The sequence below is a fragment of the Nocardia sp. NPDC056541 genome, from assembly GCF_042794235.1.
Taxonomy (GTDB): domain Bacteria; phylum Actinomycetota; class Actinomycetes; order Mycobacteriales; family Mycobacteriaceae; genus Nocardia.
The window spans coordinates 304,613-319,309 of the sequence record NZ_JBHTUD010000002.1 but is presented as its reverse complement, the minus strand read 5'-3'; the positions used below and the strand labels follow the sequence as shown (position 1 = coordinate 319,309).

Sequence of the window (14,697 nt, the reverse complement as noted above, 5' to 3'; positions counted from 1 at the left end):
AACACCTCGGCGGGCGTCGCGATCGCGACGCCCGCCGAGGCGAATGTTTCAGTGCCCGAACGATATCGGGCCCACGATCACCAGCCGCGCTCGGCCAGACGGTGCGGCTGCGGGATCTCTTCGACGTTGATGCCGACCATGGCCTCGCCCAGGCCACGCGAGACCTTGGCCAGCACGTCCGGGTCGTCGTAGAAGGTGGTGGCCTTGACGATGGCGGCGGCGCGCTGTTCGGGGTTGCCGGACTTGAAGATGCCCGAGCCGACGAACACGCCTTCGGCGCCGAGCTGCATCATCATGGCGGCGTCGGCGGGGGTGGCGATGCCACCGGCGGTGAACATGACGACCGGGAGCTTGCCGGTCTGCGCGACCTCACGAACCAGCTCGTACGGGGCCTGCAGTTCCTTGGCGGCCACGAACAGCTCGTCTTCGGACAGCGAGGTCAGGCGACGGATCTCGCCGCGGATGGTACGCATGTGGGTGGTCGCGTTGGACACGTCACCGGTGCCCGCCTCGCCCTTGGAGCGGATCATGGCCGCGCCCTCGGTGATGCGGCGCAGGGCCTCGCCCAGGTTGGTGGCGCCACAGACGAACGGGACGGTGTAGTTCCACTTGTCGATGTGGTTGGCGTAGTCGGCGGGGGTGAGCACTTCGGACTCGTCGATGTAGTCCACGCCCAGGCTCTGCAGGATCTGCGCCTCGACGAAGTGGCCGATGCGGGCCTTGGCCATCACCGGGATGGAGACCGCGGCGATGATGCCGTCGATCATGTCCGGGTCGCTCATCCGGGACACGCCACCCTGGGCGCGGATGTCGGCGGGCACCCGCTCGAGCGCCATCACGGCCACGGCGCCGGCGTCTTCGGCGATCTTGGCCTGCTCGGCGTTGACCACATCCATGATCACGCCACCCTTGAGCATCTCGGCCATGCCGCGCTTCACGCGGGCGGTGCCGACGGTGTTGGTGGTCTCAGGCGTAGTCACGAATGTCTCCTGTGTCATGGGCGCCAATCAAGTCGCTCGGATTCGGTTCACCGTCGATTCTAGAGCTGCCCGAAATCGGCCTTCATAGCCAGTTGAGCACCACTGGCCTTGTCACGACCAGCGGTGATGTGTTCACCGCGCACCGCTGGCCTTGTCCGATGGCCTGGCATTCACCGTGCCACGGCTCCGACCGCGTCCGCCACGGGGCCGCGCCGTGCCCGGTCGACCAGCACGATCGCCGCCGCGACGGCCGCCGCACCGGCGGCGCACCACAGCGCCGCGACCGGAGTCCGCGCGCGATCGACGGCCACGCCGACGAGGCGGCATCGAGCGAATCATGGCCCGGGTACTGTTCCCCCGCTGGGCCTCAGCGGATCGAGCGGACCACGTGCTGGGTGTCGTCTTCAGCCGCGGAAACGGCTTCGGTGAGGAGTTCGTCGAGGTGGTACGGGTACACGGCCTCGCCCGCGTCGTCGAGTGCGCGGATGTCGTCGGCGGAGCACCAGCGGTGGTCGGTGATCGTGCGGCGCTCCAGGGCGGTCAGGTCCGCCGGGCGCCATTCGAAGCCCGGCGAACGCAGGCTGAAGAACAGTTCCTCGGAGCGGATCAGCTCGCCGTTGAACGGGAACACCGCGACCCGCCGCCACAGCGGACCGCGCAGCGCGGCGGGATCCACCCGCTGCCCTGTTTCCTCGTAGATCTCGCGCACCGCGGCGTCGCGCAGGCTCTCCCCCGGTTCGACGCCGCCGCCCACGGTGAACCAGAAGGCCACCTCGGGGATCATCGGGTCGTGACCACGCAGCAGCAGCACGCGGTTGTGCTCGTCGAGCAGCATCACCCGGGCGGAGGTGCGGGTGGTGTGCACGGTGAGGCCGGTGGCGGCGGCGGGCGTCGCGCGTTCGGTGATCTCGAAATAGGTCGGCAGCGGCGCGGTACCGCCGAGGTGCAGGATGCGCACGGGCCTGCGGGTGCGCAGGGCCAGGGTGTCGCGCACGGCGTCGTTGTGGAAGCGCCGGGCGATCAGCACGCGCGCCTCGGCGTCGGCGAGTTCGGCCACCAGCTGCGGTCGCAGGTGGTCGATGTCGACGAGCGACAGCGCGGCGGAGAGCTGGTTCTCGATCGTTTCCCGGTCACCGCGATCGGCGCGTTCGGCCCGATCGGCGAGTGTGGCGAGCTGGGTGGCCCGTTCGGCCCGGCGGGGATCGGTACTCACCGGACCGGCCTCCGACATCGCCACCGCGCGAGCCACCACCGCCCGGCGGGCGAGCGCGGCATCGAGTGCCTGCCAGGACTGATCGGAGCGCACGTGCAGCCGGTCGAGCCGGTTCGCCGTGGAGTAGGCCCACACGCCGAGGGCCAGGACGAGCAGGGCGATCAGCCCGAGAACGAGGACGGTGGTCGCGGAGAAGGTGATCATCCGGCGGCCCGGACGCGGTTGTCGCCGACGGTGACGGTCTCGTACACCCGCAGGATCTGTTCGGCCACGACCGGCCAGTCGTAGCCCGCGACCACCTGGGTCGCGGTGCTGACCAGACGCGTCCGCGTCTCGTCGTCGGTGAGGAGCGTGTCGATGGCGGTGGCCAGCGCGTCGGAGTCACCGATCGGGGTGAGCATGCCCGCGGTCCCGTCGCGCAACACGCGACGGAAGGCGTCGAGTTCGCTCGCGACCACCGGGGTGCCTGCCGCCATCGCCTCGATCAGGATGATCCCGAAACTCTCGCCACCGAGGTTCGGCGCGACGTACACGTCGGCACTGCGCAGCGCGGCGGCTTTCTCCTCGTCGGAGACCTGTCCGAGGAACCGCAGATGCCCCGCGTGCTCCCCGGCTTCACGGCGCAACCGATCCTCGTCACCGCGCCCGACGATGAGGATCTCCACGTCGGGATGGTGGTCGATGAGCGCGGGCAGCGCGCCGAGCAGCACGTCCATGCCCTTGCGCGGTTCGTCGTAGCGACCGAGGAACAGCACGGTGCGGCCCGCGCGCGGGTATCCGTCGAGTGGCTCACCGCGCGCGAACGCGGACACATCGACACCGTTGGGGATCTCGACCGCGTCGGATCCCAGCGCCTCGACCTGCCAGCGCCTGGCCAGCTCCGACACGGCGATCCGCCCACTGATCTTCTCGTGATACGGGCGAAGCACACCCTGAAAAGTACTGAGTACCAACGACTTCGTGGTCGAGGTATGGAAGGTCGCCACGATCGGGCCCTCGGCGATCTTGAGCGCCAGCATCGACAGGCTCGGGGCGTTGGGTTCGTGGATGTGCAGCACGTCGAAGTCGTTGCCGTCGATCCAGCGCCGGATCCTGGTGTAGGCCATGGGGCCGAAAGACAAGCGCGCCACCGACCCGTTGTAGGGAATCGCCACCGCGCGACCCGCCGAGACGACGAAATCGGGCAGCGGGGTGTCGTCGGAGGCGGGGGCGAGCACGCTCACCTTGTGCCCGCGTTCGATGAACACCCGGGCCAGTTCGACCACATGGGCCTGCACGCCGCCGGGGACGTCGAACGAATACGGGCAGATCATGCCGATCTTCACGGCTGCCCTCCCGCCTGCTGCGCGGTGATCCGCGACAGTCGTTCGGGCGACAGATCGCCTTCCCAGAGCGGTTGCAGCATGTGCCAATCGGCCGGATGCTCGGCGATATTGGCGGCGAACCGGTCGGCGAGTGCCTGCGTCGCGGCCGCCACCCCACCGGAAACATCCAGGGCCGGTTCGGCTTTCAGCCCCCAGCCTTCGGTGCCGTCCTCGTCGACAGTGAACCAGCCGTGCACGGGAACCAGCGCGGCGCCGGTCTCGATGGCCAGTTTCGCGGCACCGCCGGGCATCCAGGTGCGCTCACCGAAGAAGTCGACGGGCACGCCCTTACCGGTGAGGTCGCGTTCGCCCATCAGGCACACGATCCGGTTCTGGCGCAGGCGTTCGGCGAGCGCGGCGAACGGCGGCTGCTCGCCACCGGTCAGCGGGAACACCTCGAAACCGAGGCTCTCGCGGTAGGCCACGAACCGCTCGAACAGTGATTCGGGCTTCAGCCGTTCGGCCACGGTGGTGAAGTTGTCGTAGTGCTGCACCAACCAGACACCGGCCATGTCCCAGTTACCCGAGTGCGGGAGCACCAGGATGAGGCCGCGGCCCTGCTCGAGCGCGGCGTCGACGTTCTCCAGACCACCGACGTAGTAGTCGATCTTCGTGTGGTCCATCGACGGCAGGCGGAACGCCTCACGCCAGTAGCGGGCGTAGGAGCGCATGCTCGCCCGCATCAGGTCGCCGGGGACCTGGTCGGCGGGCACACCGAGAACGCGAGCGAGGTTGCGGCGCAGCTGTTCCGGCCCGCCGCCGCGCACCGAACGATCGGCGCCGAGGTCGAAGACCTTGCGCGCCATCCCTTCCGGCGCCGAACGCACGAGGCCCCAGCCTGCGGCGTAGCCCCAGTCGCTCAACCGATCCGTGAGGCTCACGAGGCAGATCCCGCGTCCGGCTGCGGCGTCGGCGGAATCACCACGCGGGCGCCCGGCGAATTGCGCACCGCCAGCACCCGCTGGAACACCGTCACGATGCTCAGCACCGCCAGCACCCACATCGCCACGTACACGGCCCAGGTGAGCCAGTCGAGCCCCCAGTGCCCGCCGATGCCGGTGAGCCCGGCGCCGACCAGCACGATGACCAGACGGTCCGGGCGTTCGATGAGCCCACCGTCGGCGGACAGGCCGCTGGCCTCCGCACGCGCCTTGGCGTAGGAGATCACCTGCGAGGTGACCAGCACGATCAAGGTCAGCGCGAACAGGTGCTTGCTGTGCTCGTGATAGACGGCCCACCAGGCGAGTCCGCCGAAGATCGCGCCGTCGGCCACCCGGTCACAGGTGGCATCGAGGACGGCGCCGTACTTCGTGCCGCCGCCGCGGGCGCGCGCCATCGCACCGTCGAGCATGTCGAACATGACGAACAGCCAGATGACCATCGTTCCCCAGAACAGGTGTCCGGAGGGGAACAGCGTCACCGCGGCCGCGATCGTCGCGGTGGTGCCAATCAGGGTCATCGCGTCCGGGGTGAGCCCCGTCCCGACGAGCGCTTTGCCCAGCGGCGCAGTCGCTTTCGCAAACGTCTGGCGGCCGAAGAAGCTGAGCACGGTCCTTATTCCTCCCACGCCTCCGCCAGCAGCTGCCGCGTGTCGCGCAACAACTGAGGCATCACCTTCACCCCGCCGACCACGGTGATGAAGTTCGCATCCCCGCCCCAGCGCGGCACGATGTGCTGGTGCAGGTGGTCGGCGAGCGAACCACCGGCCACTCCACCGAGATTGAGACCCACGTTGAATCCGGCAGGCCGCGAGACCTGCTTCATCACGCGGATCGCCCGCTGCGTGAAGGCCATCAGTTCCGCGCTCTCGGCGGTCGTGAGGTCCTCCAGGTCGGCTACCCGGCGGTAAGGCACCACCATCATGTGCCCTGGGTTGTACGGGTACAAGTTGAGCACGGCGTAGACATTCTCGCCGCGGGCGATGATCAGGCCGTCTTCGTCCGACATCTTGGGGATATCGGTGAACGGATGCCCGGTCGCGTCCTTGGGCTTGACCTCGCCGGTGATGTAGGACATCCGGTACGGCGTCCACAACCGCTGCAGGCGGTCGGGCTGGCCGGCCCCGGCGTCGACGATCGAGCCGGCCTCGGGGGCGAGGTTCTCGCTCATGCCTGAACCGCCGCGGAGACGACCTCGAACCCCTCGGCGGTGGGTGAGGCGTTCACGCGGTGGGCGACCCAGGTGGTGATGGTGGCGACCGCGTCGGCGACCGGCACACCGTTGACCTGGGTGCCGTCGCGGAACCGGAAGCTCACCGCGTCCGCTTCCACGTCACGCGCGCCCGCCAGCAGCATGAACGGCACCTTCTGCGCGGTCTGGTTGAAGATCTTCTTCTGCATCCGGTCGTCGCTGCGGTCCACCTGGGCCCGCACGCCGGCGTCGCGCAGCCGCTCGATCACCGAATCCAGGTGCGGCGCGAAGTTCTCCGCCACCGGGATGCCGACGACCTGTACCGGCGAGAGCCAGGCCGGGAAGGCACCGGCGTAGTGCTCGGTGAGCACGCCGAAGAAGCGTTCGATCGAGCCGAACAGGGCGCGGTGGATCATCACCGGGCGCTGCTTGGTGCCGTCGGAGGCGGTGTACTCGAGGTCGAACCGATCGGGCAGGTTGAAGTCGAGCTGCACGGTCGACATCTGCCAGGTGCGACCCAGCGCGTCCTTGACCTGCACGGAGATCTTCGGACCGTAGAACGCGGCGCCACCGGGGTCGGGTACCAGGTCGAGGCCGGATGCCTCGGCGACCTTCTCGAGGGTTTCGGTGGCCTCGGCCCAGAGTTCGTCCGAGCCCACGTACTTCTTCGGGTCCTTGGTGGACAGCTCGAGGTAGAAGTCGTCGAGGCCGTAGTCCTTGAGCAGGCCGAGGACGAACTGCAGGGTGCTGGTGAGCTCGGCGTGCATCTGCTCTTTGGTGCAGTAGATGTGCGCATCGTCCTGGGTCATGCCACGCACGCGGGTCAGGCCGTGGATCACGCCGGACTTCTCGTAGCGGTACACCGAACCGAACTCGAACATCCGCAGCGGCAGCTCACGGTAGGAACGACCGCGCGCGCCGAAGATCAGGTTGTGCATCGGGCAGTTCATCGGCTTGACGTAGTAGTCCTGGCCGGGCTTGCGGACGGTGCCGTCCTCGTTGAGCTCGGCGTCGAGGTGCATGGCCGGGAACATGCCGTCCTTGTACCAGTCGAGATGGCCCGAGATCTCGTACAGATGCCCCTTGGTGAGGTGGGGGGTGTTGACGAACTCGTAGCCCGCGTCGACGTGGCGCTGACGCGAGTACTCCTCCATCTCCTTGCGGATGATGCCGCCCTTGGGGTGGAACACCGGCAGACCCGAACCGAGCGCGTCGGGGAAGGAGAACAGGTCCAGTTCGAGGCCCAGCTTGCGGTGATCGCGGCGCTCGGCCTCGGCCAGCAGCTCCAGGTAGGCGTCCATCGCCTCGGTGGATTCCCACGCGGTGCCGTACACGCGCTGCAGGTCCTCGCGGTCCTGGTCGCCACGCCAGTAGGCGGCCGAGGAGCGGGTGAGCTTGAAGGCGGGGATGAACTTGGTGGTGGGAATGTGCGGGCCGCGGCACAGATCGCCCCACAGCTTCTCGCCGGTGCGCGGGTCGAGGTTGTCGTAGATGGTCAGCTCGTTGCCGCCGACCTCCATGATCTCGGGATCGTCGATGCCGGACTTGTCACTGATCAGCTCGAGTTTGAACGGCTCGTTCGCCAGTTCGACGCGGGCGTCGTCGATCTCCACGACGCGCCGCGAAAAGCGTTGCGCGCCTTTGATGATCTTCTTCATCCGCGATTCCAGCTTGGCCAGATCCTCGGGGGTGAAGGGCTTGTCGACCTGGAAGTCGTAGTAGAAGCCGTCCTTGATCGGCGGGCCGATCCCGAGTTTCGCGTCGGGGAACTCCTGTTGCACCGCCTGGGCCAGCACGTGCGCGGCCGAGTGCCGGATCACGCTGCGCCCGTCCTCGCTGTTCGCGGGGACCGGCTCGACGTCGGCGTCGTCCTCCGGAATCCAGGACAGATCCTTGAGCGCGCCGTCGACATCGCGCACGACCACGACGGTGTCGGGGCCCTTGGTGGGCAAACCTGCCTCCCGTACCGCCGCGCCCGCCGTAGTCCCGGCCGGCACTCGAACGAGGGCGACTGGACTGATGGGTGCAGAGGTGGTCACGGGGATGCTCTCCTTGACTTCGGTGCCGGGTCGATCCGGCAGTTCTCGCAGGGTCCTTCCCGCGCCCGCCCATGCTATCGGGAGCGCGCGTGGGCCGTGTCGATGGACCTAGGAGGTCCGAGCGCGCGCGGCGGCGGCCAGGTGTTCGGCTCGGTCGGCGGGCGAGCGTTTCGGGCAGCTCGTGCACATCTCGCGGCCGGGCGCCTCGAAGACCAGGCAGCACGAGGCGCGGCGGACGAAGGTGCGGCCCGCGACGGTGACGAACCGCGGTGCGGGCAGGCGCGCGCCCACGTCGGCGGCCAGCCTGGTCGCCGCGTCCGGGGAGCCCGCGTCCAGCGCCCGGTTGCCGATGGCATCGGCGACAACCGCCCACAGCGCCGGAATCCCGGCCCCCGACACCGCCGCGACCTGAGTGATCACGGCGGTCAGGGTGTCACGCAAGGCGGCAGCGACCTCGTCCGCCGCTGCCGCACCGGTCTCGCCACCTACGTCCGAGCGCACGGAACGGCCGGTCGCATCGACCGGCACCCGGTGGAACTGCGCGTGTTCGACACCACCGTCGGGCCGGACCACGCACTCGAATTCGCCCAGGGCGGCGACCGGGGCGGGCGTGCCCGCCGCGTAGGCGACGGCGATCTGCTCGACCAGCGTCGAGGCGACCATGCACCACCACAGGGTGCCCGCGACCCGGGGAACATCGGTGCCCCAGGTATGGCTCATCGCGTCGATCCGCGCCGCGATCCAGGCGGGGTCGGTGAGGACGTGGCCGGGAACAGTGCTCACGACATCAGGGGACTGTGTAACCATGGCCAATCGACTCCGATCCACCCTGCGACCATCGAAAATGTACCGAGCAGCCACAACGTCACGAGGACGAGGGCGAAGGTGCCCACCGCGCCGAGCACCTTGATGAACCAACCGCGCGAGGTGTACCAGTCCATGACGATCCGGTACTTGCCGCGCACCCAGGTCAAGGTGTGGTGGGCCCAGACGAACTCGGTGGCCAGGATGCCGAATCCCGCGAACACCAGCGCCCAGCCGGGTCCGGGGTACGGGATCGTGACGATCCCGACGAGCAGGACCAGCCCACCGACCACGCCGACGACGATGCGGTAGCCGAGGTCGAGGGTAGGGCGCTGGGCGATGTGTGCCCGGAAGGCGCGCCCGCGTTCCTTCAAGCCGTCCCATCGCTCCGGCTCGGCCGTGGACTCCTCGTCCACGGAGTCGGGGCCGTCGGTGACGCGCTCGGCGGCGGTCGGATCGCTGGTCATGATTTCCAGACTACGAGTCCGACCGCCGACCGGTCGCGGTGTCGTCAGCCGGTGACGGCGAGTGCGGCGTGATCGTCGATCGCGCTGACCCCGTCGAGCGTCACCTCGAGCACCCGCGAGGTCGCGATGTCGAAGAACAGCCCCGACACCGCCAATCCGCGCTCGGTCACCGCCCGGCGCACCGCGGGATTACGTCCCAGGGTCTCCAGCTGCACGGCGACATTGACCATGCTCAGCTGGTCCACCTCGTCGTACCCGGCCGCCCTGGCCGCCTCGGCCACGGGATGGCCCGCGAGGAACCGTTCCAACGTCGGCTCGGCGTGCCGCAACCAGGAGCTCAAGCCGCCTTCGGTGGCGGCGGCGGAGTGCACCGCCTTCATCGCACCGCACGAGGAATGCCCGCACACCACCACCGAGCGCACCGCGAGGCTGTCCAACGCGAAACTCAGTGCCGCTTCGACGGAATCGTCACCGCTGACCGGGACCAGATTGCCCACATTGCGCACGGTGAACAGGTCGCCGGGACCGCTGTTGGTGATCACGTTGGGCACGATCCGCGAATCCGAGCAGGTCAGGAAGAACGAGTCCGGGTCCTGACTGTCGTGCAGCCCGTCCAGATGCGATCGCACGACGTGCGCGTGGCCGCGATGGTAGGCCGCGACGCCCGCGGTCACCGCGTCGCCGCCGGACTTCTGGTGCCGCCACGGACCGAGTATCTCGTCGATGGCGGCGCGACCGAATCCGCGGATCGGCGGCGCGGCCGGGGTATCGGCCATCCGCGCACTGCCGATTTCGACGAAATCGACACGGCCACCGCCGCTTTCCTGCTGGCGCTGCCACTCCTCGATCGCCTCGAACGCGGCGTGATCGAGGAAGTCGACGGTCATCTCGACGGTCACCTCGGCGCCCGCGGGTACCTTCGCCAGCTCGCCCGACAGTTTCGGCAAGGCGAGGAAGGTGCACGAGCCGTCGATATGGACCTGCCAGCGCCCGTCGGGCAACGGGGTCGCCGCCACCTGCACGCGCACGACCCGCCACAGCAGCAGCCCGAACGCCAGGGCGAGGCCGATGACCACGCCTTCGAGCAGGTTGGTGAACACCACGCCGAGCACGGTCACCACATAGACCAGCAGGTCACCGGTGCGCCGGGCCAACCGGATGTGGGCCAGTTTCAGCAGCTGCATGCCGATGACGATGAGCAGACCCGCCAGCGCGGCCTTGGGGATCTGCTCCACCAGGCCGACCAGCGCCACCGAGAACAGCAGAATCCAGAGTCCGTGCAGCACGGTCGAAGCCCTCGTGCGCGCGCCCGCCTGCACATTGGTGGCGCTGCGCACGATCACACCGGTGATCGGCAGGCCACCGACCAGGCCCGAGACGACATTCGCCGTGCCCTGGCCGATGAGTTCCCGATCGAATCCGGTGCGCGGACCGGTGTGCATCTTGTCGACCGCGACGGCCGAGAGCAGGCTCTCCACACTGGCGATCAATGCGATGGTCAGCACCATCATGGCGACGGCGGACCAGTTGCCCGAGGGCAGTTCCGGCAGGCCGAGCGCGTCGAAGACCGACCCGCTCAGGGCGATGCGCTCGACCTCGGGCAGACCGAGCGAGAGCACGGTGCCCACCAGCACCGCGACCAGCGGGCCCGGCACCGCGCGCAGCTTCGGCGGGACGTACTTCCAGCCGAGCATCACCGCGATCACCACGGCGCCGACGAGCGCGTCACTACCGTGCAGCGCGAGCAGCTGTCCGGGGAGTTCGATCAGGTTGCGCAGCGCGGTGCTGTGCGAGGAGCCGCCGAGCAGCACGTGGACCTGCTGCAGGGCGATGGTGATGCCGATGCCGGCCAGCATGGCGTGGACCACCACGGGGGCGACGGCGAGCGCGGCCCGCGCGATCCGGCTGAGCCCGAACAGGATCTGCAGCACACCGGCGGCGACGACGATGAAACAGGTGACGCGCCAACCGAATTGCGAGATGGACTCGGCGACGACCACGGTCAGACCCGCGGCGGGACCGCTGACCTGCAGGACCGAGCCGCCGAGCAGGCCCGCGACCACACCACCGATCACGGCGGCGACGAGACCGGCGGCGATCGGCGCGCCGGAGGCGACCGCGATGCCGAGTGAAAGCGGCAGTGCCACCAGGAAAACCACGATGGAGGCGGGCAGATCGTGACGCAACAGCGTCTGTTGCCACGCGGGACGGGACGACTCGTTCGACGAGCCGTCCGCGTGGGGCGGGGCAAGGTCGTTCTCGACAGACATTGACTCTCCTTCGCCGGCTCCCGGCGCTGGGCCGAGGCCGATCATCACGAGGACGGTGAAGCAAAGGGACGGGAGCATCGAAGGATCCGGTGCAACGGCGAACCGGGTTCGGATGGATCCAACCTATTAGTAAAGAATTGGCAAAGCCAGTGTGCCGCACACATAGTGGGTCTCGCCATAACGGCAGGCAGTGTGTGGTGTGACCCACAACTACCCCGCTTTACACCGGTTCGGCGGCGGCCCGACGGGCCTCGTCGAAGTCGGCGATCCCGTCGGCGGTGATCTCGATGACCCGCGCGGTCGCCAGGTCGAAGAACAGCCCCGACACCGCGACCCCGCGCTCCTGGATGCCACTGCGCACCGCCGGATAGTCGATCAGGGTCTGCACCTGCCGGGCCACGTTCACCATGCCGAGTTGGTCGACCGGGCCGAAGCCCGCCAGCCTGGCTGCCTCGGCGACGGGGTGACCGGCGCGGAACGCCGCCAGCGTGGGCTGAGCATGGGCCAGCCAGTCGTCGAGTCCGGGCCCGGCCTGCACCTGCCCGTACAGCGCTTCCATCGCCCCGCAGCCGCTGTGCCCGCACACCACCACCGAGCGCACGTCGAGCTTGTCGAGCGCGTAGATCAGCGCCGCTTCCACCGAGACGTCGGAGCCGCCCACCGGCACCAGATTGCCGACATTGCGCACCGTGAACAGGTCGCCGGGACCACTGTTGGTGATCACATTGGGCACGATGCGGGCGTCGGCGCAGGCCAGGAAGAACGTGTCGGCATCGGGCCGGTGCCGCAACCCGTCCAGGTGCGGGCGCATCAGGTGCGCGTGCTGGCGATGGTAGGCCGCGATGCCCGCGGCGATCGGGTCGACGCCGCCGCTGCGCCGCCACGGCCGGATCGCCTCGTCGACCGCTTTACGCGCATGGCCGTGCTCGGGGGGCCCGTCGTGGGTGCGGGCCATCCTCGCGGCACCGAGTTCGACGAAATCGACGGTGCTACCGCCGGATTCACGGGCGTCGGCCCATTCCGAGAGCAACTCGCACGCCGCGTGGTCGAGGAAGTCCACGCTCAGTTCGACGGTCACGTCCACACCCGCAGGCACCTTCGCCAGTTCGGACGTGAGCCGGGGCGCGGCCAGGAAAGTGCAGGTGCCCGCGATGCGCACCAACCAGGTCCCGCCCTCGCGCGGGGCCGCGGCGATGGTGAACTTCACGACCCGCCACAGCAGCAGCGCGAAGGAGGCGACCAGTCCGATCAGCATGCCCTGCAACAGGTTCAGCGCGACCACGGCGATCACGGTGACCAGGTAGACGTAGATGTCACCGGTGCGGCGGGCACGTTTGATGTGCGCCAGCTTCACCAGCTGCACCCCGATCAGCACCAGCAGCCCGGCCAGCGCCGCTGTCGGAATCTGGCGGACCAGACCGACCAGCACGATCGCGAACACCAGGATCCAGCCACCGTGCAGCACGGTGGCCGCCCGGCTGCGGGCGCCCGCGTTGGCGTTGGTGATGCTGCGCACGATGACCGCCGCGATCGGGAGGCCGCCCAGCACGCCGGAGACCATGTTCGCCGCACCTTGACCGAGCAGTTCCCGGTCGAAGTCGGTGCGCTGATCGGGGCGCAATTTGTCGACCGCGACAGCCGAGAGCAGCGTCTCCACACTGGCGATGAGGGCGATGGTGAGCATGGTGAGCGCGATCGGCAGCCACCCGCCGTGCGGCAGCGCGGGCAACCCGATACCGTCGAGCAGTGAGCCGTCGAGGCGCACCCGTTCCACCGTCACCGGCAGCACCAGCGAAACCACCGTCGCCGCCACCACCGCGACGAGCGGGCCGGGCACCACCCGTACCCGGCGCGGCAGATACTGCCATCCGATCAGTACGGCGATCACGAGCAGCCCGACGAACAGGTCGCCCTTCTGCACCGACATCACCTGATGCGGGAGCGCGACGATGCTCGCCCACGGCGAGCTGACCGTCGCTCCGCCGAGCAGGACGTGGACCTGCTGCAGCGCGATCACCACTCCGATGCCGGCGAGCATCGCGTGCACCACGACCGGCGCGATGCCCAGCGCGGCGCGCGCGATCCGACTGAGCCCGAACAGAATCTGCAGGACACCCGCGCCGACCGTGATGAAACACATAGCAGCCCAGCCGAATTGCTGAACGGCTCCCGCCACGACGACGGCGAGACTCGCCGTCGGCCCGCTGACCTGAACCTTCGAGCCGCCGAGCAACCCGGCAACCACCCCGCCGACAGCGGCGGCGATGAGCCCGGCGACCACCGGCGCGCCCGAGGCCAGTGCGACGCCGAGCGACAGCGGCAGGGCCACGAGGAAGACCACGAGTGACGCTGGAAGATCTTGCTGGAGAACAGCTTTCATAGACGTGCACGACATCGGGCGCGCCGTGGCGATGGTAGTGGTCGTAGTAGTGCCCGGATCATTGTCGGTCATCATTCTCCTTCGCCGGGGCGGGTGAGCTCCCGGTTCATCGGTCGAACATGCACTGGCAATTGATGCTGAGCTGCGAGCGAACGGCGGATCTGCAGCACTGCTCGAAGAGATCGGACCCCAGACACAGAGTCGGATTAATAGTAAAGAACTTCCCAAGCATTAGAAAACGTTCCGGGAAGAATGGGACGGAATCGCCGTCGTTCTGTGACCTCAGTCACAGAGCAGGTTCTCGGCGAGCTGCCGTTGCGTCGCCTGGTCGAGACCGGCACGGGTCGCCCACGCGGTGGGGCCACCGTGCTCGGTGTCCAGGTGGGTCAGGAACTGACGCATGGTGATCGCGTCGGCGGCGAACACCCAGGCGGGGAGCCGATCGGCCGCGTCGTCCGGTCGGGCAGGCCGGCCGTCGCGAGCCCGTAGCGCGGCGATGTTCGGGGTGGTCGCGGCGTAGTCGGCGATGATGTCGTCCGCGCGTACCCCGGCGACCGCGAGCAGTAGGGCGATCACCACGCCGGTCCGATCCTTGCCCGCAGCGCAGTGGATCAGCGCGGGCAGTTGGCCGGGAACCGAGAGCAGACGCAGCACGGCGGCGATGTTCTCGCTGCTGTGCTCGAGGTACTCGCAGTACCGGTCGAACATGCTCCCGTCGGGCGAGACCTCGGTGAGGTCGAGCCGCACCCGGTCCGCGCCGTAGACGTGCAGGTTCCGGTAGTCGGCGACGGCATCGACCACCGCGCCCGTTCCGTCCGTGACGATCTCGTCCGGCGCGCGCAGGTCGACGACCGTGCGAAGTCCACAGTCGGCGAGCAGAAACGCCACGTCCCCGGCATCCAGCCGGGTGAGCAGATCCGACCGAAACACCCGCAAGCGACGCACCTGCCGCCCGTCCACCGTGCGCAATCCACCCAGATCGCGCGCGTTCACCGCACCGCGCAGCGGCAATTCCCGGCCCATCGCAGAACTCACACCATTGGTCATCAC

The 14,697-nt window shown here is 68.7% G+C and carries 13 protein-coding genes; all 13 read right to left on the bottom strand.

Going from position 1 to position 14,697, the window contains the following annotated elements:
• Positions 1 to 77: 77 nt before the first annotated feature.
• The 13 genes from pdxS to ACFQ9R_RS04310 all read right to left on the bottom strand — a co-directional run bounded on the left by pdxS (position 78) and on the right by ACFQ9R_RS04310 (position 14,694).
• The gene (pdxS, locus tag ACFQ9R_RS04370; RefSeq protein ID WP_056810852.1) at positions 78 to 998 is read right to left on the bottom strand and encodes a pyridoxal 5'-phosphate synthase lyase subunit PdxS; all 921 of its coding nucleotides are present in this window, start codon (positions 996 to 998) and stop codon (positions 78 to 80) included.
• A 152-nt stretch (positions 999 to 1,150) separates the two neighbouring features.
• Positions 1,151 to 1,291, bottom strand: a complete 141-nt coding sequence (locus tag ACFQ9R_RS04365) for a hypothetical protein (RefSeq protein ID WP_378988939.1) — start codon at positions 1,289 to 1,291, stop codon at positions 1,151 to 1,153.
• Positions 1,292 to 1,347: 56 nt separating this feature from the next.
• The gene (locus tag ACFQ9R_RS04360; RefSeq protein WP_378989132.1) at positions 1,348 to 2,394 is read right to left on the bottom strand and encodes an NUDIX domain-containing protein; all 1,047 of its coding nucleotides are present in this window, start codon (positions 2,392 to 2,394) and stop codon (positions 1,348 to 1,350) included.
• On the bottom strand, positions 2,394 to 3,518 hold the full coding sequence (locus ACFQ9R_RS04355) for a glycosyltransferase family 4 protein (RefSeq protein ID WP_378988938.1): 1,125 nt from the start codon (positions 3,516 to 3,518) through the stop codon (positions 2,394 to 2,396). Before ACFQ9R_RS04355 ends, ACFQ9R_RS04360 begins: the two co-directional genes overlap by 1 nt.
• Positions 3,515 to 4,438, bottom strand: coding sequence for a phosphatidylinositol mannoside acyltransferase (locus ACFQ9R_RS04350; protein WP_378988936.1), 924 nt, complete (start codon positions 4,436 to 4,438; stop codon positions 3,515 to 3,517). Before ACFQ9R_RS04350 ends, ACFQ9R_RS04355 begins: the two co-directional genes overlap by 4 nt.
• Positions 4,435 to 5,106 carry a phosphatidylinositol phosphate synthase gene (gene pgsA, locus ACFQ9R_RS04345; protein WP_378988934.1) on the bottom strand — a complete coding sequence of 224 codons (672 nt, stop codon included), beginning with the start codon at positions 5,104 to 5,106 and terminating at the stop codon, positions 4,435 to 4,437. The genes ACFQ9R_RS04350 and pgsA overlap by 4 nt, the downstream gene beginning before the upstream one ends.
• A 5-nt stretch (positions 5,107 to 5,111) precedes the next feature.
• Positions 5,112 to 5,666, bottom strand: coding sequence for an HIT family protein (locus tag ACFQ9R_RS04340; RefSeq protein ID WP_378626868.1), 555 nt, complete (start codon positions 5,664 to 5,666; stop codon positions 5,112 to 5,114).
• Entirely contained in the window at positions 5,663 to 7,726 is a 2,064-nt protein-coding gene (gene thrS / locus ACFQ9R_RS04335; protein ID WP_378988932.1) for a threonine--tRNA ligase, read from the bottom strand. The genes ACFQ9R_RS04340 and thrS overlap by 4 nt, the downstream gene beginning before the upstream one ends.
• A 108-nt stretch (positions 7,727 to 7,834) precedes the next feature.
• Positions 7,835 to 8,509, bottom strand: coding sequence for a (2Fe-2S)-binding protein (locus tag ACFQ9R_RS04330; RefSeq protein ID WP_378988930.1), 675 nt, complete (start codon positions 8,507 to 8,509; stop codon positions 7,835 to 7,837).
• Entirely contained in the window at positions 8,506 to 8,997 is a 492-nt protein-coding gene (locus ACFQ9R_RS04325; RefSeq protein WP_378988928.1) for a TIGR02611 family protein, read from the bottom strand. Before ACFQ9R_RS04325 ends, ACFQ9R_RS04330 begins: the two co-directional genes overlap by 4 nt.
• 44 nt (positions 8,998 to 9,041) lie before the next feature.
• Positions 9,042 to 11,267, bottom strand: coding sequence for a SulP family inorganic anion transporter (locus ACFQ9R_RS04320; protein ID WP_378988926.1), 2,226 nt, complete (start codon positions 11,265 to 11,267; stop codon positions 9,042 to 9,044).
• Between the two features lie 220 nt (positions 11,268 to 11,487).
• Complete coding sequence (locus tag ACFQ9R_RS04315; RefSeq protein WP_378988924.1) at positions 11,488 to 13,722, bottom strand: SulP family inorganic anion transporter; 2,235 nt, start codon at positions 13,720 to 13,722, stop codon at positions 11,488 to 11,490.
• Between the two features lie 207 nt (positions 13,723 to 13,929).
• A complete protein-coding gene (locus ACFQ9R_RS04310) occupies positions 13,930 to 14,694 on the bottom strand; it encodes a tyrosine-protein phosphatase (RefSeq protein ID WP_378988922.1) in 765 nt (254 codons plus the stop codon).
• Positions 14,695 to 14,697 lie beyond the last annotated feature (3 nt).